This window comes from Pseudooceanicola nanhaiensis DSM 18065 (assembly GCF_000688295.1).
In the GTDB taxonomy this organism is placed as follows: Bacteria; Pseudomonadota; Alphaproteobacteria; order Rhodobacterales; family Rhodobacteraceae; genus Pseudooceanicola; species Pseudooceanicola nanhaiensis.
Genome location: NZ_JHZF01000013.1, coordinates 1,149,692 through 1,168,731 on the forward strand (window position 1 = coordinate 1,149,692; position 19,040 = coordinate 1,168,731).

The following is a 19,040-nucleotide window of genomic DNA, read 5'->3' on the forward strand; positions in this document are numbered from 1 at the left end:
CGGTTCGGAAGCGGACCAGTGAAACGCGCGATCCGGCCAGCTGCCTGCGCTCAGCCGGCCGTCCCGGCCGGGGTGGCGGCAAGCTCTGCCGCAATACCTTCGAGGAACGCGACGCAGGCGTCGAGCTGATCGAGCGCCACGAATTCGTTCGGCTTGTGCGCCTGCTCGATCGAGCCCGGCCCGACGATGACCGAGGGAATGCCGCCCGTCAGCTCGAAGATGCCCCCCTCGGAGCCGTAGGAGACCTTGCCGCCCCAGGCATCGGGCAGCTGCCGGGCGTAGCGGGTGAAGCCGGCGGTGTTGCGCGCCTCTCCCATGGGCGGGTACGAGAAGATCCGTTCGAAGGCGATGCCTGTCCCGGCGGTCCTGGCGGCCATCTCGGCGCCGACTTCGGTCTCGATCCGCGCCAGCAGCTCGGCCATGTCGGCTTCCGCGTCCATGCCGGCGATCGAGCGCAGCTCGAAGGTGAAGCTGCAGCTGTCGGGCGTGACGTTGGTCGCGACCCCGCCCTCGATCATCGTGGCCAGCATCGTCGCGTGCGGCACGGTGAAATCGTGGTCGAATGGGCCCTCGCTCTCGTAGCGCTTGCCACGCTCCGAGATCATGGTGATGGCGCGGGAGGCGTATTCGACGGCGTTGACATGGTCCGGCGCGAAGGAGGAATGCCCCGAGGTGCCGGTGACATGCGCGCGCATGGCGATCTTGCCCTTCTGCCCCGTCACCAGCTGCATCATCGACGGCTCGCCGATGATGGCGAATTCGGGCGGCACCGGCAGCGCGGCCAGGTGCCGGGCGATCGCCGGCGCGCCGAGGCAGCCGACCTCTTCGTCGTAGGAGAAGCACAGGTAGACGGGCCGGGCGAGGGTGGTCCGCGCCAGTTGCGGGGCGACCGCCATGACGCAGGCGGCAAAGCCCTTCATGTCGCAGGCGCCGCGCCCGAAAAGCTTGCCGTCGCGGATCTCGGCGGTGAAGGGATCGCTCAGCCATTCCGGCTCGTCCGCCGGGACCACGTCGGTATGGCCCGACCAGACGATGCCCGCGACCCCCTCCGGTCCGAAGGCGGCGACGAGGTTGGCCTTTGCGCCGGCCCTGTCGGGCAGGATCGTGATCCGCGCGCCGAGACCCTGGAAATAGGCGGCCATGTGGTCGATCAGGGCGCGGTTGCCGTTGCGCGACACCGTGTCGAAGCCGATCAGGTCCGAGAGATGCTGCACGGCGCTGACCCGCCGGTCGGAGGCGGCGGGCTGGATCTCGCTCTGCAGGGTCATTGGTTCACTCGTCTTTCTGCTATGAATTTCTGGATTTCGCGGCGCATCGTGATGAACAGGACGAACGCGATGAGCGCGGCAAACACCCATGTGATCGGCGAGGACAGAAGGACCGCCGGCTCCCCGCGCGAGATGGCCAGCGCGCGGCGCAGGTTCTCTTCGAGCATCGGGCCGAGGATGAAGGCGATGAGGAAGGGCGCGGCCGGGATGTTCAGCAGGAACATGGCGAAGCCCACGACGCCCATGACCAGCAGGACCGCCACGTCGAAGGGGCTCGAGGCGATCGAATAGATCCCGAAGATGCACAGCAGCAGCACCAGCGGCGTCAGCAGGGTTTGCGGGATGAGCGAGACCTTGGCGAACATGCGCATGGTGATCTTGCCGGCGAAGAACAGCAGCACCGACGAGACCAGCATGCCGATCAGCAGCATGTAGACCTCGTGGATGTTGGTCTGGAACAGCAGCGGTCCGGGCGTGAGGCCCTGGATCATGAAAGCACCGAGCATCACCCCGGTGATCACGTCGCCGGGCACGCCAAGCGCCAGAAGCGGGATCATCGTCGCGCCGCAGGCCCCGTTGTTGGCCGATTCCGACGCGGCGATGCCCTCGAGCTCGCCCTTGCCGAAATTGGCGCCGTTCTTCGAACTGCGCTGCGCCTCGCCGTAGGAGAAGAACGCCGCCGAGGACGGGCCGATGCCGGGAATGGCGCCCAGCACCGACCCGATCACCGACCCCTTGAGGATGGTCTTCAGCGATCCCATGAATTCCGCGCGCGTCACGTGCTGCGCGCCCAGCTTGGCAGCTTCTTCCTTCTTGGCGGCGCGCATCACCACCAGCTTGATCAGCTCGGGCAGGGCGAAAAGGCCGATCAGCACCGGCGCGATCGACAGGCCGGCCTGCATGTCGGGGGTGAAGGCGAAGCGGAACGAGCCGTACATGTCCTCGCCCACGGTCGCCAGCAGCAGGCCGAGGGCCGCCGAGACCAGCCCCATCAGCAGCGAGCTGCCGGAGACGCCGGCCACGGTGGTCAGCGCGAAGAGCATCAGCATGAAGAATTCGGGCGGGCCGATGTGCAGCGCCAGCACCGCGAGCGGGGCGGCGAAGAAGATCAGCGACAGGTTCGAGATGAAATCGCCCGTGACCGAGGAATAGAGCGCCATGTTCAGCGCCTTGCCGGCCTTGCCCTGCTGCGCCAGCGGGTAGCCGTCGAGCGCGGTGCAGGCGGCCGAGGCGGTGCCCGGCGTCTTGATCAGGATCGCGGAGACCGAGCCGCCATAGGTCGAGCCCTTGTAGAGCGCGACAAGCAGTAGGATCGAGGGCACCGGATCCATGTAGAAGGTGAAGGGCAGCGCGAGGGTGACGGCCATGGTGCCGGTCATGCCGGGGATGGCCCCGACGATGACACCGCCCCAGATGCCCGCGATCATGATCAGCAGGTTCTGCAGGGTCGCCACGGCGACCAGCGCGGAGAGGATTTCATTGAGCATGGGACTCTCCGATCAGAAGCCGAAGGGCTTCGTCAGCACGCCCTTGGGAAACTGCGTGCCGAGCGCGGAACTGAAAAAGAGCTGCAGCAGGATCGGCGCGCCGAAGGCGAGCAGGGCGATCCAGATGCGGTGGCCGCGCTCGCCGGTCATCAGAACGATGCAGAGCGTGAGCAGCATCGTGGAGACGAGGAAGCCAAGCACCGGGATGGCCGCCAGAAACAGCACGAAGGCCAGCATCAGCCCGGCGAAGCGGCCGGCCATGCGGGCGCGGCTGCTGCCATCGGTCTCGAGCGGCGCCTCATCGGCCCGGGGCCGGAAGACCGCGAAGAGCAGCGCCAGCACACCAAGGGCGATGCCCGCCAGCGAGACTGTGCGCGGCCACATGTCCGGCGGCGGGGCGAAGCCGGGGATGAAGGCCGGGCGCGGCACGAAGGCCGGGACAAGGATGAAGGCGGTCAGTGCGAAGAAGCCGACAATGATCAGCCCCCGCAGGACGGGTTTGGGCATTCGACACTCCGGGACAGGGGGCACGGTGGGCGCGGGGCGGGTCGGTGGCGCGGCCCTCTGGGGCCGCGCCGATCCGCTGTCAGGTCGTCCGGGCCGCGGCGCGGCCCGGGGCAATCAGTTGGGCAGGTAGCCGAAATCTTTCGCCAGACCGTGGAACAGCGTGTATTGGCTCTGGGCGTAGTCGCTCATGTCGACGTCACCGATGGTCGAGATGGAGCCACGCTTCGCTGCAAGCTCCAGCCATTTCTCGTCGGTGGCGACCTTGGCCAGCACGTCCTGCCACTTGGCTGTCACCTCTTCGGAAAGGCCCTTGGGGCCGTAGAGCGCGCTCCAGCCGGCGATCTGGCCGGCCTTCTCATAGCCGAGCTCGGCGGCCGTCGCGACATCGGGCAGGGTGTCCATGCGCTTGGGCGCGAAGACCATCAGCGCCTTCAGGTCACCGCTTTCGATATGCGGCATCAGCGAGCCCGCCGCCATCGCGACGAAATCGACGTGCCCGCCGAGCAGCGCAGTGGCCAGGGCGCCGCCGCCCTTGTAGGGCACCAGCGTCGCGGCGGTGAGCGGGTCGAGGTCGTTGTCGGCCAGCAGCGCCTGCGTGGTGAAGCCGTCGATCGCAGTGGCGCCCGAGGCGGCGTAGGTCATCCGACCTTCGCTCTCCCCGATGGCCGTCACCAGCTCTTCGACGCTGTCATAGGGCGCATCGGCGCGCACCGCGAGGATCATCGGCGTGGCTTCCAGCGCGCCGAGGAAGGTGTAGGCGTCCCATGCGACGGCGTTGCCCGGGGTCACGGCGGGCGACAGCGCCATGCCGACGCGGGCCAGAAGCAGGGTGTAGCCGTCGGGCTCGGCATCCGAGACCGAGCGCGCACCGTTCATGCCACCGGCGCCGGGCTTGTTCATCACGGTGACCGGCTGGCCGAGGAAGGGCTGTGCGGTTTCCGCCAGCGCGCGGCCGGCCAAATCGGAGGCGCCGCCCGGGCCGTAGGGGACGACGAGGGTCACTGCCTGGTCGGGATAGGTCTGGGCCACGGCGGGGCCGGTGGCCGCGACCACAGACAGGGCGATCGTTCCGAGAAGTTTCTTCATGTTTGCCTCACATTTGCTCCGGCAGCGCCGGTCTGTTGGATGCGGCGAGCATTCACAGTATGCGAAGATTGACAATAGGAGGCCATATCTTGCATTAAGTGCATACTGGGGAGCGGCAATGTTCAAGACACGGGAATTGGAAGCTTTTGACGCCTACATGCGGCTCGGCGGCGTCAAGATGGCTGCCGAAGACCTCGACACGAGCCAGCCGATGGTGAGCCGACTGCTCTCGGCCCTGGAGGAAAAGACCGGCTTCGAGCTGTTTCTGCGCAAGCGCAATCGCCTCACCCCGACGCCCGAGGCGTTCCGGTTTCACCAGTCGGTGGTGCGCCATCTCGGGGGCTTGCGCAGCCTCGAGCAGGAGGCGGTGGCGATCTCCAACGGGCAGCTCGGACATCTGGTGATCGCCGCCCAGCCCATCTTCTGCGACACGTTCCTGCTGGATGCGCTACAGCGCTTCCGCGAGAGCCATCCCCGCGCGACGGTGCAGATCGTCGATGTCGGCATGGCCGAGCTGCTACGCATGATCAGCGAACAGCGCTGCGATCTGGCCTTCGGGATCACCCTCAACGCCGAGGCTTTCGGCGGCAACGTCCGTGCGCTCGCGCATTGTGCCGCGCGCTGCATCCTGCCGAGAGGGCATCCATTCGGCGATGTGGAGGAAATCCCGCTGCCGAGGCTGCGCAAGGAATGGTTCATCGACCTTGCCGAGGGCAGCCCGCTGCGCCAGCGGGTCGACCACATGATGAAGGCGATCAATGTCGACCGCACCATCGCTGCCGAACTCCGGACGCTGCACGGCGTGGTGCGCCTGGTCGAACGTGGCGTCGGTGTCGCGATCGTCGATCCCGTGGCGAGCCAGCTGCTCGATCCTGAAAGCGTCACCTCGCACAGGCTGTTGCCCGAGATCGCCTGGGACATTGCGCAGTTCGTGCCGCGCGATCGGCCCCTCAGCGCCATGGGGCTGGCCTTCGCCGATGCGGTCTCCTCCGAGATCGACCGGCTGAAACGGGCGGGCGTGGTGAGTTGAGGCCAAGGCTATGCAAGTCTGAGGGCGGGCCCCGAAGAAGCGGACACGAAACCGGCAGCAGCTCAGATCGCCGAGATACGGCTTCGGGCTGTCACCCCCTCGTCATCGAGGCGGAGAAGGCCGGGTCCCCCATGACCCGCATGCGTGACGTCCTCGAAACCTGTTCGAGCGGATACTTTCTCGGGCTCGACCGTCCAGCAGGATCAAAACGTTTGCTCCTTTCGGCCACAACAACCTGTTTCGCTCTGATGTTCCAACGGGCGCCATGCGTGACGGGAGTCGGGCAGGCGTGCGCGCACCCGAATACACGAGAGGCTACGGTCACCGGGCTCGAGATTGTCCTTGGAGCGCCTCGACCCGCGCCAGCTATCTGACGAGCGCGCGCGTCGAGTCGCTCACCCATAGGGCAGCGTCTTGAAGATGAAGTCATTGAAGGTATTGGAGGCGAGTACCGGAATCGAACCGGTGTGCACGGATTTGCAATCCGCTGCGTAACCACTCCGCCAACTCGCCGAAGCCGTGGTTTCCTTAGACGTCCCGCGGGCGCTTCGCAAGGGGGTATCACCGGGGCGTCGGGTCAGGGCGCGCGGGCGGGCGGGTCAGTGGAGCCTGGCGTGACTCCTGACGAGGCGGCGGACGCGCTCGGGCGTGAAGTCTCCCTTCGACCAGACCGCGAGGACGTTGGCCGCGCGGGCCTTGTCGAACATGAAGGGCGACGGCCAGTCGCTGACCATCACCACCGGCACCCGCCGCCAGTCGGAGCGGGCGGCGAGTTCGGAGAGGAAGTCCGCGCCCACGCCGTCGGGCAGCATGTTGTCGAGAAACAGCAGCGAGATCCCGGATCGCGCCAGATGCTGCCGCGCCTCGGCCAGGCTGCTGGCGGTCAGCACATGCGGCACCGGATGCTGGCGCGCAAGCGTGCGCATCATCATCTCGCGGTCCACCGCCGCGTCGTCCACGATCAGGCACACGGGTTTATGCGCCTCCATGAAGGTCCCCCGAATTCGGCTCCCACGCGGGCAGAATCCGGCGATTCGATTGAGATTTCGTTCACCTGCGCCCGACCGGTGCCCGCGGGCTGCGGCATGCCGGCAGCACCCCGAACATTTGAACCCGGCCACCGTTGCCGCCCCGGGCCTTCTATGGCACAAGCGTGGCGAAACTGAACAGATGAGTTTGGCGATGGCAGATTACGCAGCACGCCGGTCGACGATGGTCGACACGCAGGTCCGTCCGTCGGACGTCACCAAGTTCCCGATCATCGACGCCATGATGAGCGTCCCGCGCGAGATTTTCGTGCCGGCGGACCGGCGCGAGGCCGCCTATCTCGGCGAGAACATCGATCTCGGCGGCGGGCGCGTCCTCCTGGAGCCGCGGACGCTGGCCAAGATGCTCGACGGGCTCGACATCCGCGGCGACGAGCTGGTGATGGATGTCGCCTGCGCACAGGGCTATTCCTCGGCGGTGATCGCCGAGATGGCCGAGGCCGTGGTCGCCGTGGACGAGGCCGACAGGCTGAACGGCGCGCAGGAGAGCCTAGGCCAGATCAACGCGGACAACGTCATCCTGCACGAGGGCAACCCGGCGGAGGGTGCGGCCGAACACGGCCCCTACGACGCGATCGTCGTCGAGGGCGGGGTGGAAGAGCTTCCCGCCGCGATCCTCGACCAGCTCAAGGACGGCGGGCGGATCGCCTGTCTCTTCATGGAAGGCCAGCTCGGCACCGTACGCATCGGCTACAAGATCGACGGCAGGATGAGCTGGCGCTTCGCCTTCAACGCCTCGGCCCCGGTGATGCCGGGGTTCGAAAAGAAACGGGCCTTCACCTTCTAGAACAACAGAGCAGAGCAGCTAGGGCAGGGACGAATGAACAGGATCAAATCGGGACTGGCCAGCGCGGCGCTCACATTGGGGCTCGCTCTCTCGGCCACCGCATCCGGCGCGGAGACGCTGGGCGCGGCGCTCACCTCGGCCTACAACACATCGGGCCTGCTTGAGCAGAACCGGGCGCTTCTCAGGGCGGCCGACGAAAGTGTCGCGCAGGCGCTCTCGGCGCTCAGGCCGGTGGTGCAGTGGAGCGCCAGCGCCAACCAGCGCTTCACGGAATCCGCCAGCGCGGCGACCGGCTTCGCCTCGGTCTCGGCCGAGCCCGCGAGCGTCTCGCTCGAACTGTCGGCCAGCCTTCTGCTCTATGATTTCGGCGCCAGCCAGGTCGGTATCGACATCGCCAAGGAAAGCGTGCTCAGCACCCGGTATTCGCTGATCGGCGTCGAACAGCAGGTGCTGCTGCGCGCGGCGGCGGCCTTCTTCCAGGTGCAGCGCGCCTCGGAATTCGTGTCCGTGCGCGAAAGCAACCTCCGGCTGATCCGGCAGGAGCTGCGCGCCGCGCAGGACCGCTTCGAGGTCGGCGAGGTGACCCGTACCGACGTCTCGCTGGCCGAGGCCCGTCTCGCGGCGGCCCAGAGCGCGCTGTCCGCCGCACAGGGCGGCCTGAACCAGGCGCGGATCGAATACGTCGCGGCGGTCGGGCGTGAGCCCTCGAACCTGCAGACGCCGGCCAGCCTGCCCGCGCTGCCCCCCACGGTGCAGGCCGCGATGGCGGCGGCCGCGGTGAACCATCCCAGCGTGCTGGCCGCGCAGAAGGACGTGAAGGTCTCGGAGCTGAACGTCGTCGCCGCGGATCTCGCGCTGCGGCCCTCGATCAATCTCAGCACCTCCTACGGGGTGACCGAGGACCTGAACGATTCCGGCAATTCCCGCGGCCTGACCATCGGTGTCGGCGCCTCCCAGACGATCTACGCCGGGGGGCGGCTGTCCTCCCTGCAGCGGCAGGCGATGCAGCGGCGCGATGCGACGCGGTCGAACCTGCATGTGGTGGTCGACAACGTGCGCTCGGACGCGGGCAACGCCTATTCCAACGTGCTGGTCGCGCGCGCCAGCCGCGATGCGGGCACCCAGCAGGTGCGGGCGGCCCAGGTCGCCTTCGACGGCGTGCGGGAAGAGACCTCGCTCGGGGCGCGGACCACGCTCGACGTGCTGAACGCGCAGCAGGACCTGCTGCAGGCGCGGGTCGACCTGATCTCGGCCCGGATCGATGAATATGTCGGCGCCTACCAGCTTCTGGCCGCGACCGGCCAGCTCACGGCCGAGAAACTGGGCCTTCCGGTGCAGATCTACGACCCCGCGGCCTATTACAACCTGGTCAAGGATGCCCCCGCCGGTCTGAGCAAGCGCGGCCAGCAGCTCGACAAGGTACTTCGGCGGATCGGGAAACAGTAAAACTCGCGCTATCAGTTGAGAAAAATGCGCCCGCGGGGTATCCTGCGGGCGAGGCGAGAGTGGTAATCCGAACATGTCCGATCCCGTGACCAACATGCAGATCGAGGACGTATTGTCCTCTATCCGCAAGCTCGTGTCCGAAGAGGTGCGCGCGCAGACCCGTCCCACCAAGGTGGCCGACCCGCAGCGGAAGGCCGAGAAGCTGATTCTCACCCCCGCGCATCGCGTGCCGGAGGCAGAGGATAACGATGCCGAATCGGATTACGCCGGTCCCGAGGCCGCGTCCGAGTTCGACATGGACGCCTTCAGCCGCGAGCTTCAGGCGGATGCGCCAGACCCCGCGCCGGAAACGGTCGAGGATCTGGCAGAGGCGCCTGAAGAGCCGCTCTTCCGCCATGGCCGGTCGCGCCGGACGATCCCGGGGCAGAGCCTGAGCGCCATTGCCGCGGATGCCGGGTTCGAGGACGAGGGCGCCAATGCCGGCACGCCGCTCGACATGTCCGTTTTTGCCGAGGACCCGGTGGAAGAGGGCGAGCTCGGAGAGGCGGACGACCACGACGACCTGATCGCCGATGCGGACGGGTCCGACGACGCGCCCGAGGCGCGGATGGCGACGATCCCCTCCTTCCTGCGCTCGCGCGGGGTGCGCTCGATGAACACCCGCCTCGCCGCGGTCCCGCCCGAGCCTGAGCCCGATGCGCTGAGCTGGGAGGATCATCTGGCTGCCGGGCCGGCCACCGCGGGCGATCTGCCCGCAGCGTCGGAGATCGAGGGCGACGTCTGGGCCGAGGCCGGCAGCGACGAGGACGATGCGGGGCAGGGCCTCGTGCTGGACGAGGAGGCGCTGCGCGACATGGTCTCGGAGATCGTGCGGCAGGAGCTTCAGGGCGCGCTCGGCGAGCGGATCACCCGCAACGTCCGCAAGCTGGTCCGACGCGAGATCCAGCGCGCGCTGACGGCCCACGACCTGCTCTGACAGCCAGGCGCATGCGTTACCGGGGGGCGGTCCATACGGGCCGCCCTTCGCTGTTCAGGCGCGGACGGGCGCGACCTCTCCGGCCAGCGACAGCAGGAGGTCGAGGTCGAGATGCGCCGCCAGATGCGCCGCCAGCGCGTCGAGCGTCGCCTCGACCGTCGCGTCGTGAGACAGGTCGGAGCGTGTCCCCGCCTCGCGCAACCAGGCCGCACGGAACCCGTCGGCCGCGAAGAGCCCGTGCAGGTAGCAGCCCTGCACCCGGCCGTCGGCCGAAGCCGCGCCCTCGGGCCGGCCTTCGACCTCGAGCCAGGCCCGCGCGCAATCCGGTCCCTCGGTGTGGCCAAGGTGGATCTCGTAGCCGCTGAGAGGCTCTCCGCTGGCGCTGTGATGTGCCTCGGTCAGGGCCAGCCGCTTGGCCGGCCGCATCACCGTGGTCACGTCCAGCAGGCCCAGCCCCTCCACCCGGCCGGGCGGACCTTCGATCCCCTCGGGGTCCGCGATCTCGCGTCCGAGCATCTGGTAGCCGCCGCAGAGCCCCAGCACCCTGCCGCCGCGCCGGACATGGGCCCTGAGGTCGATGTCCCAGCCCTGCGCGCGGAAGTCGGCGAGGTCGGCGATGGTCGATTTCGAGCCGGGGATCAGCACGAGGTCGGCATCGCCGGGCAGGGGGCGGCCGGGTTCGATGATCTCCACGCTCACTTCCGGTTCGGCGGCGAGCGGGTCGAGATCGTCGAAATTCGCGATCCGGGCGAGGCGCGGCACCGCGACCCTGAACCGGCCGCCGGGGGAGGAGGCGACATCCATCACGTCCTCCGCCGGCAGGCGCCAGGCATCCCGGAACCACGGCACCACGCCGAGCGAGGGCCAGCCGGTGTGGTCGCGGATCGCGGCGATGCCGCCGTCGAAGAGCCGCACGTCGCCGCGGAACTTGTTCACCGCGAAGCCCCTGATGCGGTCGGCATCGGCCGGTGAGAGGACCGCCCTGGTGCCGACGAGCTGCGCGATGACCCCGCCACGGTCGATGTCGCCCACGAGGATGACGGGCACCCCCGCGGCCTCGGCAAAGCCCATGTTGGCGATGTCGTTGGCGCGCAGGTTCACCTCGGCCGGGCTGCCGGCGCCCTCCACGATGACAAGGTCGCAGTCACGGGCGAGGCGATGGAAGCTCTCCAGCACCGCGGGCATCAGGCGGGGGCGCACCCCGCCGTAATCGCGCGCGCTGACCGAGGTCAGGCGCTTGCCCTGCACCACGACCTGCGCCCCGGTCTCGGTTTCGGGCTTCAGAAGCACCGGGTTCATGTCCGTCACCGGGGCCACCCGCGCGGCGCGGGCCTGAAGCGCCTGTGCGCGCCCGATCTCGCCCCCGTCGGCGGTGACGGCGGCGTTGTTCGACATGTTCTGCGGCTTGAAGGGGCGGACCCGCAGCCCGCGGTCCGCGAAGGCGCGCGCCAGCCCGGCCACCAGCATCGACTTCCCGACGTTGGAGCCCGCGCCCTGCACCATGATCGCCCGTGCCGTCATCCGCGGACACTCCCCCTCTCAAACGAAGACGCGCCCCGGAAGGGGCGCGTCTTGAATGGCAGCAATCGTGCGGATTGTCAGGCGGCTTCCGCCTGCTCCGCTGCATGCCGGCGTTCGCTTTCCTCGCGCGAGAGCGCGACGGAGGTGCGGACACCCTTGGAGACGAATTCCATCAGACCGGAGACAACCCGTTCGTTCGGGTCGATGCCGGCGCAGCTGAGCACTTCACGGCCGTCACGCGAGCGTGCCCAGCGGGCGATCTGCTCAGGACCGTTGCCGTATTTCTTGTCATCTGCAATGGCGTCGTCGAGCGCGGCAAGTACAACAGCTGCGAACAGCTTGCGGGCCCGGTTGCCCTGTTCATTGTTGAATGCCGTGCCGTCCACGAAGTCTTTCATCGTCAGTCCTTTTTATTGCTCTTGCGTTTCGGGCTCGGGGCGACTTATGGCGAATATGTGACGATTCGGATAGGTCGCAAAAACATGCCTGTCATGCACTTTGCGCATAGCTTGGCGATGCCGGGCCCAAGAGCAGCACTTATTGCTTCGGCCCTGAAGCGGATATATAGGTCCGCCGAGAATCCGATCAAGCCGCACCGGAGTGCAAGGTATGCCCAAGATTAACGGAAACGAGATCAGGCCCGGGAACGTGCTTGAGCACGACGGCGGACTCTGGGCTGCCGTGAAGGTCGACCACGTGAAGCCCGGCAAGGGCGGCGCCTTCGCGCAGGTCGAGATGCGCAACCTGCGGACCGGCTCCAAGCTCAACGAACGCTTCCGGTCCGCCGACAAGGTGGAGCGCGTGCGGCTCGAGCAGAAGGACCAGCAATTCCTTTACGAAAACGATGGTATGCTGGTTTTCATGGACGCCGAGACCTACGAACAGATCGAGCTTCCGGCCGAGATCCTCGGCGAGCGGCGCCCCTTCCTGCAGGACGGCATGACCATCCTGGTCGAGTTCCACAACGAGGAAGCGCTGAACGCCACGCTGCCCCAGAAGGTGACCTGCAAGATCGTCGAGACGGAGCCGGTCGTGAAGGGCCAGACCGCGGCGAACTCGTTCAAGCCGGCGGTTCTGGACAACGGTGTCCGGGTGATGGTGCCCCCCTTCGTGGGCGAGGGCGAAGACATCGTCGTGAACACCGAGACCATGGAATATTCCGAACGCGCCTGACGCAAGGTTATGCATCGAATGCAAGGCCGGACCTCCAGGTCCGGCCTTTTTCATGCCGCGGGAACAGCGGGTATCCGCTGCCCGTTTTGCGCGATTTCGCAACTTCCCGCCGGTCCGCTGTGGCGCGGAGGCCGCAATATCCGCATGCGGCGAGGTTTCCGCCTGACGTCCACCGCCGGACTGCCCTGAAAAGTCGCAATTGCACGGCACCCGGCCAGAGCCATGAGGAAGGTCGGGCCAGGGCAGGGATCGGCGACGCGCCTGAGGCGTCGCACCGCCCCGCGCGTCAGCCGTCCCGGCGGACGGTCGCGCCTTCCGCCTGCATGTCACCCTCGGCCCGGTCGAAGCGGAGATAGGCGATCGCCGCGTCGCCTGCGCGGGTGTGGAGCACCCCGGCGGCCTTCCCGTCGGCCGTGATCGCGGTCCCCGGCGCGGCGTCGCCCTCGACCGTCACCCGCACCAGCCCCTTCCGCAGCTCGGTCTTGTGCCGCATCCGGGCCGTGACCTCCTGCCCGACATAGCAGCCCTTGCGGAAGTCCACGCCGTTGATCCGGTCGAACCCGGTTTCGAGGATGAAGGTGTCGGGGGTCAGTTCCTCCCCGGTCTCGGGGATCAGGTGTTCGACCCTCAGCGCATCCCAGTCGGTGCCGTCGTCCGCCTCGGCCTCGCCATAGAGCCGCCAGCCGAGCGCCGGGTGACGCGGATCGGGCAGGGCGCCCTCGGGGGCCGGGCCGGTGCCGCGCGACACCTTCAACGCGGTCTCCTCGATGCGGACGTCTGCGCGCAGCTTGTACATCGTCAGGCGCTGCATCAGGGCCGGCGCAAGCGCGCTCGCCACATCCAGCAGAATGCCGTCCTCTTCCGTGACGAGGAAGAAATCCGCGATATATTTCCCCTGCGGGGTCAGAAGTGCCGCGTAGACGATTCCGTCGCGGTCGATCCTGGCGACATCGTTCGTCACCAGGCCTTGCAGAAAATCACGGGCATCCGTGCCGGTGATGCGAAGAATTGTGCGGGGCATGGGCTGCTCTTGTGTCCTGTGTCTGGACCCTCAATATAGCCACCCGATGTCCCGGCGACAGGGGGGAGCCATGCGGGCACCATTATCCGTGATCATTCCGACCCTCGACGCGGCAGAGGCCCTGCCCGGCTGCGCCGGCGCGCTGTTCGAGGGGCTCGAGGCCGGCCTCGTCCGCGAAGTCGTGATCTCGGATGGCGGCTCGACCGACGCGACGCGCGCGGTGGCGGGTGAACTCGGCGCGGTCTGGGTCGAGGGTCCCGCATCGCGCGGAGGCCAGATCCGGCGCGGGATCGCGGCCTCCGAGGGGGAGTGGCTGCTCCTGCTGCACGCCGACACGCAGCTTGCGCCGGGCTGGGCCGATGTCGCGCTGCGCCATCTCGCCTCCGGGGAGGCGGGGTATTTCCGTCTGAGCTTCGCGCGGGGCGGCTGGCGCGCCCGGACGGTGGCGGGCTGGGCCAATGCGCGCTCGCGCTATGCCGGGCTGCCCTACGGCGATCAGGGGCTGATCCTGCCGCGACGGTTGCTCGAGGAAGTGGGCGGCGTGCCCGACCAGCCGCTGATGGAGGATGTGGCGCTTGCGCTTGCGCTCAGGGGCCGGCTGCGGGCGCTGGACGCGGTCGCCGTGACCTCGCCCGAGCGCTACGAGACCGGCGGCTGGCTGCGCCGCGGCGCGCGCAACCTGACGACCCTCACGCGCTACCTGCTTGGCGCGGATCCGGAAGCTCTGGCGCGCGCGTATCGCCGTCGCTGAACTGGAGCGCGTGCAGCGTCGCATAGTGACCGCCGCGCGCCAGAAGCTCCTCATGCGTGCCCGCGTCGATCGCCCGGCCCTTGTCCATCACCACGATCCGGTCGGCGGTCCTGACGGTCGAAAGCCGGTGCGCGATCACCAGCGTCGTGCGGCCCTTGGCCAGCCGCTCGAGCGCCTCCTGCACCAGCTTCTCGGATTGCGCGTCCAGCGCCGATGTCGCCTCGTCCAGCAGCAGGATCGGGGTGTCGCGCAGCAACGCGCGGGCGATGGCCACCCGCTGCCGCTGCCCGCCCGACAGGGCCGAGCCGCGCGGCCCGACGTGGCTGTCGAGACCGTCCGAGAGCTGGGGCAGGAACTCGGTCACATGGGCGGCGTCCAGCACCTCGCGAAGCCGCGCCTCGGAGACATCGGTGCGGCCCAGGAGGATGTTCTCGCGCAGCGTTTCGTCGAAGAGCGCGGCGTCCTGCGTGACGGTCGAGAAATGCGACCGCAGATCGGCAAGGTCCACGTCCGAGACCGGGACACCATCCAGAAGCACCTCGCCCGAGGCCGGGTCGATCAGCCGTGTCAGCAGGTTGAACACCGTTGACTTGCCCGCCCCCGACGCGCCGACCAGCGCCGTGGTCTCCCCGGCCTCGGCGGTGAGCGTCAGCCCGTTCAGCACCGAGGTCTCGCCGTAGCTGAGGTGGACATCCTTCAGTTCGACCTTCGGGGTGCCTCGCGGCGCGGGCACCGGGCGGGCGGGGGAAAAGACGGTCGCGCGGGTCTCGAGCAGGTCCCGGATCCGCTCGATCGCGGCGGCCGCGATCTGCCAGGCCCCGGTCATCGCGCCAAGCCGGCGGAGCGGGTCGAAGGCCAGCCCGATCGCGGTGAAGAACGACATGAACTGCCCGACCGTCTTGTCGCCGGCGATGATCTCGCCCCCGCCGTAGATCAGCACGCCGAGGAAGCCGACGCCCGCCATGATGTCGACCATGCCCGACATCAGCTCGGACCCCAGCGTCGCCCGGACCTCGGCCTTCACGAGCTCGTCCGAAAGGGCATCGTAATTCCGGGCCTGGTAGCGTTCGAGCCGGTTCAGCTTCACCGGCACGATGCCGTGGAAGACCTCGTCGAGCCGGGTCGCGAGCCGCGCGCCGAGATCGCGCGCCTCGCGCGCCCGGGCGCGGGTGAAGCGCTGCACGAGGAACGAAGGCAGCACCAGCGCGGGCGCGCCGACGCAGGCGATCAGCGTCCAGAGCGGATCGACCGAGATCGCGACCCCCAGAAGCACGATCAGGGCGATCAGGTCGCGGCCCACGGTCGTCATGATCTTGGTCAGGATCTCGGTGATCGCATTGACGTCCGACTGCACCCGCTGGATCAGGAAGCCCGGCGGGTGCGACTGGTGGAACGCGCCGTCGAGCCCCATCAGGTGGCGCAGCAGGTCGCCCCTCAGCCGCGCCGCAGCCCGGTGCCCAGCCTGCGCCAGAAGCACCTTCTGCAACGTCCCCGCCACGCCGCGCACCACGAAGATGCCGAAGATCACCGCGCCGACCCAGGCGAGCGCGCCGGTGTTCCCGGCGATGAACACCTGATCGAACATCGGCTTCATCATGTAGGAGAGCGCGCCCATGGCCGCCCCCTCCATCGCCATCAGCACGAAGGCGATCGCCAGCACGCCGATATGCCGGCGCAGGTAGCCGCGCCAGAGCCATCCCATCAGGTCTCGGCTGGAGGCATCGGCGCTCATGGGCTGCGTCCTTCGGCTGCGGCGTCGAGTGGCTGCTTAGAAGGCAGCCGGGGCTGATGCAAGGAATAGCGGTGCGCCTGTGCCGTGATGCACGGCTCGCCCGGGCCGAGCGCGATTGACCCTCCCGCGCCTTGCGCTAAAGCTGCGCGGGTTACGATCACACCCCGGAGTCCCCCCTCATGCCGCTCGCAGCAGGCCGTCCCTATCTCGCCATTCCCGGTCCCTCGGTCATGCCCGACCCGGTGCTGCAGGCGATGCATATTCCCTCGCCGAACATCTATGAGGGCGAGATCGACGAGGTGATGCATTCGATCCTTCCCGACCTGAAGAAGGTCGCACGGACCGAGGGCAACGCGGCCATGTACATCGCCAACGGCCACGGGGCCTGGGAGGCGGCGCTCGCCAACATCACCCGGCCCGGCGACAAGCTCCTGGTGGCGGTCACGGGCCGGTTCGGGCACGGCTGGGCCGACATGGCCGAGGGGCTCGGCCTCGAGGTCGAGAAGATCGATTTCGGCCTGAAGAGCATCATCGACCCGGCGCAGGTCGAGGACGCGCTGCGGGCCGACCGCGACCAGAAGATCCGCGCGGTCCTGTTCTCGCATGTCGACACCTCGACCTCGGTCCGCAACGAACCCGCCCCGCTGCGCGCGGCGATCGACGCGGCAGGCCACCCGGCGCTGCTGATGGCCGATTGCATCGCCTCGATGGGCTGCGACCGCTTCGAGATGGACGCCATGGGCGTCGACATCGCGATCACCGGCAGCCAGAAGGGCCTGATGGTCCCGCCGGGCCTGTCCTTCGTGTTCTTCAACGACAAGGCCAAGGCCGTGTCGTCGCAGAACCAGGTCTCGCGCTACTGGGACTGGACCGAGCGCTGCGCCCCGGAATGGCCCTACCAGTTCTTCGGCGGCACCTCGGCGACGCACCATGTCTACGGTCTGCGCAAGGCGCTCGACATGATCCACGCCGAGGGGATGGAGAACATCTGGGCCCGCCACGCCCGGCTCGCCGAGGCGATCTGGACCGCCTGCGAGACCTGGGGGCAGGGCGGTCCGATGACGCTCAACGTCGCCGACCGGGCAAACCGCAGCCACGCGGTCACCGCGCTCGGGCTGGGCGGCGGCAACGGCCAGAGGCTGCGCAGCTGGACCGAAAAGAACGCGGGCGTGGTGCTGGGCATCGGCCTCGGCATGGCCGAGCGCGGCGATCCCAGGGGCGACGGCTTCTTCCGGCTGGGCCATATGGGGCATGTCAATGCGCACATGATCCTGGGCCTGCTCGGCGTGATCGAGGCGGGCATGCGCGCGCTCGAGATCCCCTTCGGCGAGGGCGCGCTCGGCGCGGCGGCCGAGGTGATCGCGAAGGGCTAGGCCCTCCGGCAGAACCGCTGGATCACCCGGTCGAGCAGCCAGCCCGCCGCCATCACGGCGGGCAGGCCGAAGACCGCCCAGATCAGGCCGAGAATCCACAGCAGGTTCACCAGCGCCATCCAGAGGAAGGCGCTGGTGTAGTTCGGAGCGGCGGGGCGGGTCTCGTCGTCCATCTGGCCCTCCTCCATTGCGGCTGGACGATGATAGCACGCGGCGGCGGCGCGTCCTACAATCCGGTCATTTCGCCTGTGGCGACCCCGGGGGGCTGTCTGCCCCCCGGACCCCCCGAGGATACGAGACCAGAGGAAGGGCGGGGCGCGGGCCCTGCTTTCCTCTGGTCAATGTATCCCGGGGGAGTCGCCGTCAGGCGACGGGGGCAGAGCCCCCTCCACCGCCGCTGTTTGAACTGACGTCTGGTTCTCAGCAGTTATCGAGACCCCAGTCGAGCCGTCGTGCGAGGCGGGGGCACTGCAACTACCAGTGAGTCTGGGCCCCCTCCACCGCGATCTGCTTTCACGATGGGTTGTCAGGGCTGATCGCCTCCCGGGCCGAGATGTGGCGCGGCGGGGGCACTGCGGCTGACATCGGGCCTGCGCCCTCTTGTCTGTCTGATGCCGCTCTCCGGGCGAGGGGGGAAGAGAGCGCTATGTCACCTCCGCCAGCGCGGCGGGCAGGGCTTTCGCGAGCACGGCGAGATCCGCCTCTGTCCCGCAGGAGATACGGATGCAACGGTCCTCGGGGGCCACGAAGGGCATCCGGACGAAGACGCCGCGGGTCGCGAGCGCGGCGACCAGCGCACGGGCGCGGGCCCCGTCGCCGCCGCAGTCGACGGTGACGAAATTGGTGGCGGAGGGCAGGGGGGTGAGGCCGTTGTCGCGGGCGATGCGGGCGATCTCCTCGCGCGCCGCGGCGACCTGCGCCTGGACATGGGCCAGCCAGTCGCGGTCCTCGAAGGCCGCCAGCGCGCCGATCTGGGCCGTTCGGTTCATGCCGAAATGGTTGCGGATGCGCTCGAAGACCGCGATCAGCGCCGGCGCGCCGATGGCATAGCCGACCCGGGCCCCGGCCATGCCGTAGGCCTTGGAGAAGGTGCGCATCCGGATCACCCTGGGATCGTCGAAGGGCAGCGGCACATGGGCCGCGTCGGGGCCGAATTCGAGATAGGCCTCGTCGAGCACCAGAAGCGCGTCCGCGGGCAGGGCCTCGAGACTCTCGGCCACCTCGTCGCCGGGGATGCAGGAGCCCATGGGATTGTCGGGGTTCGCGAAATAGACCAGCCGCGCGCCGGTCTCGGCGGCCTTCGCCAGAAGCGCGGGCAGGTCCTCGCGATCGTCGCGGTAGGGCACGGTCTCGAGCCGGCCGCCGAAGCCCGCGACGTGGTAGTTGAAGGTCGGATAGGCGCCGGCCGAGGTCACCACAACGTCACCCGGGGCCACCAGGATGCGGACGAGATAGCCGAGCAGCCCGTCGATCCCTTCGCCGATGACGATGTGGTCGGGCGTGATCCCCAGCCGATCGGCGATCGCGGCGCGCAGGTCGTGGCTGGCGGAATCGCCGTATTTCCAGATCTCGGCGGCGGCCTCCTGCATCGCGGCGACCGCGCGGGGCGAGGGGCCGAAGACGTTCTCGTTCGCGCCGAGCCGGGCGTCGAAGGGCGCGCCGCGGCGGCGTTCGAGCTCTTCCGGGCCGACGAAGGGCACGGTTGCGGGCAGGGAGGCGACGAGGTCTGTGATGCGTGGTCCGGTCATGGCGGCGGGATAGTGTGGCGCGGGGCCGCTCCGCAAGTGAAATTCGCAGCGTCACATCTGGACGCTGGCCGCGCGATCGGGTGCACTC

At 68.5% G+C, this 19,040-nt stretch carries 18 protein-coding genes and 1 tRNA gene; 7 read left to right on the top strand and 12 right to left on the bottom strand.

Going from position 1 to position 19,040, the window contains the following annotated elements:
* Positions 1-50: 50 nt before the first annotated feature.
* The 4 genes from argE to Q344_RS0115670 form a co-directional block, all read right to left on the bottom strand.
* Positions 51-1,268 (bottom strand): acetylornithine deacetylase, encoded by a 1,218-nt coding sequence (gene argE / locus Q344_RS0115655; protein WP_028287576.1) that lies wholly within the window; start codon positions 1,266-1,268, stop codon positions 51-53.
* Positions 1,265-2,755 (bottom strand): tripartite tricarboxylate transporter permease, encoded by a 1,491-nt coding sequence (locus Q344_RS0115660; protein WP_028287577.1) that lies wholly within the window; start codon positions 2,753-2,755, stop codon positions 1,265-1,267. The genes argE and Q344_RS0115660 overlap by 4 nt, the downstream gene beginning before the upstream one ends.
* A 12-nt stretch (positions 2,756-2,767) precedes the next feature.
* Entirely contained in the window at positions 2,768-3,262 is a 495-nt protein-coding gene (locus Q344_RS0115665) for a tripartite tricarboxylate transporter TctB family protein (RefSeq protein ID WP_028287578.1), read from the bottom strand.
* A gap of 114 nt (positions 3,263-3,376) precedes the next feature.
* Positions 3,377-4,348, bottom strand: coding sequence for a Bug family tripartite tricarboxylate transporter substrate binding protein (locus tag Q344_RS0115670; RefSeq protein ID WP_028287579.1), 972 nt, complete (start codon positions 4,346-4,348; stop codon positions 3,377-3,379).
* Positions 4,349-4,466: 118 nt separating this feature from the next.
* Between Q344_RS0115670 and Q344_RS0115675 the strand changes: the two genes are divergently transcribed.
* Entirely contained in the window at positions 4,467-5,378 is a 912-nt protein-coding gene (locus Q344_RS0115675) for a LysR substrate-binding domain-containing protein (protein WP_028287580.1), read from the top strand.
* A 439-nt stretch (positions 5,379-5,817) separates the two neighbouring features.
* Here Q344_RS0115675 and Q344_RS0115680 read toward each other — a convergent pair.
* Together Q344_RS0115680 and Q344_RS0115685 are read right to left on the bottom strand one after the other, a co-directional pair.
* Positions 5,818-5,891 (bottom strand) — tRNA-Cys (locus Q344_RS0115680).
* 86 nt (positions 5,892-5,977) lie between these two features.
* Positions 5,978-6,367 (bottom strand): response regulator, encoded by a 390-nt coding sequence (locus Q344_RS0115685; RefSeq protein ID WP_028287581.1) that lies wholly within the window; start codon positions 6,365-6,367, stop codon positions 5,978-5,980.
* Between the two features lie 193 nt (positions 6,368-6,560).
* On the opposite strand from Q344_RS0115685, the gene Q344_RS0115690 reads away from it, so the two are divergent.
* The 3 genes from Q344_RS0115690 to Q344_RS0115700 all read left to right on the top strand — a co-directional run bounded on the left by Q344_RS0115690 (position 6,561) and on the right by Q344_RS0115700 (position 9,633).
* Complete coding sequence (locus tag Q344_RS0115690; protein WP_028287582.1) at positions 6,561-7,211, top strand: protein-L-isoaspartate O-methyltransferase family protein; 651 nt, start codon at positions 6,561-6,563, stop codon at positions 7,209-7,211.
* Between the two features lie 33 nt (positions 7,212-7,244).
* Positions 7,245-8,657, top strand: coding sequence for a TolC family outer membrane protein (locus Q344_RS0115695; protein WP_028287583.1), 1,413 nt, complete (start codon positions 7,245-7,247; stop codon positions 8,655-8,657).
* Positions 8,658-8,730: 73 nt separating this feature from the next.
* Positions 8,731-9,633, top strand: coding sequence for a hypothetical protein (locus tag Q344_RS0115700; RefSeq protein WP_028287584.1), 903 nt, complete (start codon positions 8,731-8,733; stop codon positions 9,631-9,633).
* A 54-nt stretch (positions 9,634-9,687) separates the two neighbouring features.
* Here the strand turns inward: Q344_RS0115700 and Q344_RS0115705 are convergent, their stop codons facing one another.
* Together Q344_RS0115705 and Q344_RS0115710 are read right to left on the bottom strand one after the other, a co-directional pair.
* On the bottom strand, positions 9,688-11,154 hold the full coding sequence (locus Q344_RS0115705; protein WP_036539333.1) for a cobyric acid synthase: 1,467 nt from the start codon (positions 11,152-11,154) through the stop codon (positions 9,688-9,690).
* A 77-nt stretch (positions 11,155-11,231) separates the two neighbouring features.
* Positions 11,232-11,552 (bottom strand): DUF6280 family protein, encoded by a 321-nt coding sequence (locus tag Q344_RS0115710; RefSeq protein WP_028093509.1) that lies wholly within the window; start codon positions 11,550-11,552, stop codon positions 11,232-11,234.
* A gap of 211 nt (positions 11,553-11,763) precedes the next feature.
* On the opposite strand from Q344_RS0115710, the gene efp reads away from it, so the two are divergent.
* Positions 11,764-12,327: an elongation factor P gene (efp, locus tag Q344_RS0115715; protein WP_028287586.1), complete on the top strand. Its 564-nt coding sequence runs from the start codon at positions 11,764-11,766 to the stop codon at positions 12,325-12,327.
* 286 nt (positions 12,328-12,613) lie between these two features.
* Here efp and ygfZ read toward each other — a convergent pair whose 3' ends face one another.
* The gene (gene ygfZ, locus Q344_RS0115720; RefSeq protein ID WP_028287587.1) at positions 12,614-13,348 is read right to left on the bottom strand and encodes a CAF17-like 4Fe-4S cluster assembly/insertion protein YgfZ; all 735 of its coding nucleotides are present in this window, start codon (positions 13,346-13,348) and stop codon (positions 12,614-12,616) included.
* Between the two features lie 70 nt (positions 13,349-13,418).
* Between ygfZ and Q344_RS0115725 the strand changes: the two genes are divergently transcribed.
* On the top strand, positions 13,419-14,099 hold the full coding sequence (locus Q344_RS0115725; RefSeq protein WP_028287588.1) for a glycosyltransferase: 681 nt from the start codon (positions 13,419-13,421) through the stop codon (positions 14,097-14,099).
* On the opposite strand, the gene Q344_RS24170 is transcribed toward Q344_RS0115725, so the two are convergent.
* A complete protein-coding gene (locus Q344_RS24170) occupies positions 14,038-15,831 on the bottom strand; it encodes an ABC transporter ATP-binding protein (protein WP_051630679.1) in 1,794 nt (597 codons plus the stop codon). The genes Q344_RS0115725 and Q344_RS24170 overlap by 62 nt on opposite strands.
* Positions 15,832-16,010: 179 nt before the next feature.
* On the opposite strand from Q344_RS24170, the gene Q344_RS0115735 reads away from it, so the two are divergent.
* The gene (locus Q344_RS0115735) at positions 16,011-17,204 is read left to right on the top strand and encodes a pyridoxal-phosphate-dependent aminotransferase family protein (protein ID WP_028287589.1); all 1,194 of its coding nucleotides are present in this window, start codon (positions 16,011-16,013) and stop codon (positions 17,202-17,204) included.
* On the opposite strand, the gene Q344_RS26380 is transcribed toward Q344_RS0115735, so the two are convergent.
* Positions 17,201-17,377: a hypothetical protein gene (locus tag Q344_RS26380; RefSeq protein ID WP_169739199.1), complete on the bottom strand. Its 177-nt coding sequence runs from the start codon at positions 17,375-17,377 to the stop codon at positions 17,201-17,203. The two genes, Q344_RS0115735 and Q344_RS26380, sit on opposite strands and share 4 nt — an antisense overlap.
* A gap of 471 nt (positions 17,378-17,848) precedes the next feature.
* Positions 17,849-18,952, bottom strand: coding sequence for a pyridoxal phosphate-dependent aminotransferase (locus Q344_RS0115745; RefSeq protein WP_028287590.1), 1,104 nt, complete (start codon positions 18,950-18,952; stop codon positions 17,849-17,851).
* Positions 18,953-19,040: the final 88 nt, after the last annotated feature.

What these genes read in the sequence shown, in the direction of transcription:
- argE (WP_028287576.1), bottom strand. Translation starts at nt 1,268, where the DNA reads ATGACCCTGCAGAGCGAGATCCAGCCCGCCGCCTCCGACCGGCGGGTC.
- Q344_RS0115660 (WP_028287577.1), bottom strand. Translation starts at nt 2,755, where the DNA reads ATGCTCAATGAAATCCTCTCCGCGCTGGTCGCCGTGGCGACCCTGCAG.
- Q344_RS0115665 (WP_028287578.1), bottom strand. Translation starts at nt 3,262, where the DNA reads ATGCCCAAACCCGTCCTGCGGGGGCTGATCATTGTCGGCTTCTTCGCA.
- Q344_RS0115670 (WP_028287579.1), bottom strand. Translation starts at nt 4,348, where the DNA reads ATGAAGAAACTTCTCGGAACGATCGCCCTGTCTGTGGTCGCGGCCACC.
- Q344_RS0115675 (WP_028287580.1), top strand. Translation starts at nt 4,467, where the DNA reads ATGTTCAAGACACGGGAATTGGAAGCTTTTGACGCCTACATGCGGCTC.
- Q344_RS0115685 (WP_028287581.1), bottom strand. Translation starts at nt 6,367, where the DNA reads ATGGAGGCGCATAAACCCGTGTGCCTGATCGTGGACGACGCGGCGGTG.
- Q344_RS0115690 (WP_028287582.1), top strand. Translation starts at nt 6,561, where the DNA reads ATGGCAGATTACGCAGCACGCCGGTCGACGATGGTCGACACGCAGGTC.
- Q344_RS0115695 (WP_028287583.1), top strand. Translation starts at nt 7,245, where the DNA reads ATGAACAGGATCAAATCGGGACTGGCCAGCGCGGCGCTCACATTGGGG.
- Q344_RS0115700 (WP_028287584.1), top strand. Translation starts at nt 8,731, where the DNA reads ATGTCCGATCCCGTGACCAACATGCAGATCGAGGACGTATTGTCCTCT.
- Q344_RS0115705 (WP_036539333.1), bottom strand. Translation starts at nt 11,154, where the DNA reads ATGACGGCACGGGCGATCATGGTGCAGGGCGCGGGCTCCAACGTCGGG.
- Q344_RS0115710 (WP_028093509.1), bottom strand. Translation starts at nt 11,552, where the DNA reads ATGAAAGACTTCGTGGACGGCACGGCATTCAACAATGAACAGGGCAAC.
- efp (WP_028287586.1), top strand. Translation starts at nt 11,764, where the DNA reads ATGCCCAAGATTAACGGAAACGAGATCAGGCCCGGGAACGTGCTTGAG.
- ygfZ (WP_028287587.1), bottom strand. Translation starts at nt 13,348, where the DNA reads ATGCCCCGCACAATTCTTCGCATCACCGGCACGGATGCCCGTGATTTT.
- Q344_RS0115725 (WP_028287588.1), top strand. Translation starts at nt 13,419, where the DNA reads ATGCGGGCACCATTATCCGTGATCATTCCGACCCTCGACGCGGCAGAG.
- Q344_RS24170 (WP_051630679.1), bottom strand. Translation starts at nt 15,831, where the DNA reads ATGAGCGCCGATGCCTCCAGCCGAGACCTGATGGGATGGCTCTGGCGC.
- Q344_RS0115735 (WP_028287589.1), top strand. Translation starts at nt 16,011, where the DNA reads ATGCCGCTCGCAGCAGGCCGTCCCTATCTCGCCATTCCCGGTCCCTCG.
- Q344_RS26380 (WP_169739199.1), bottom strand. Translation starts at nt 17,377, where the DNA reads ATGGACGACGAGACCCGCCCCGCCGCTCCGAACTACACCAGCGCCTTC.
- Q344_RS0115745 (WP_028287590.1), bottom strand. Translation starts at nt 18,952, where the DNA reads ATGACCGGACCACGCATCACAGACCTCGTCGCCTCCCTGCCCGCAACC.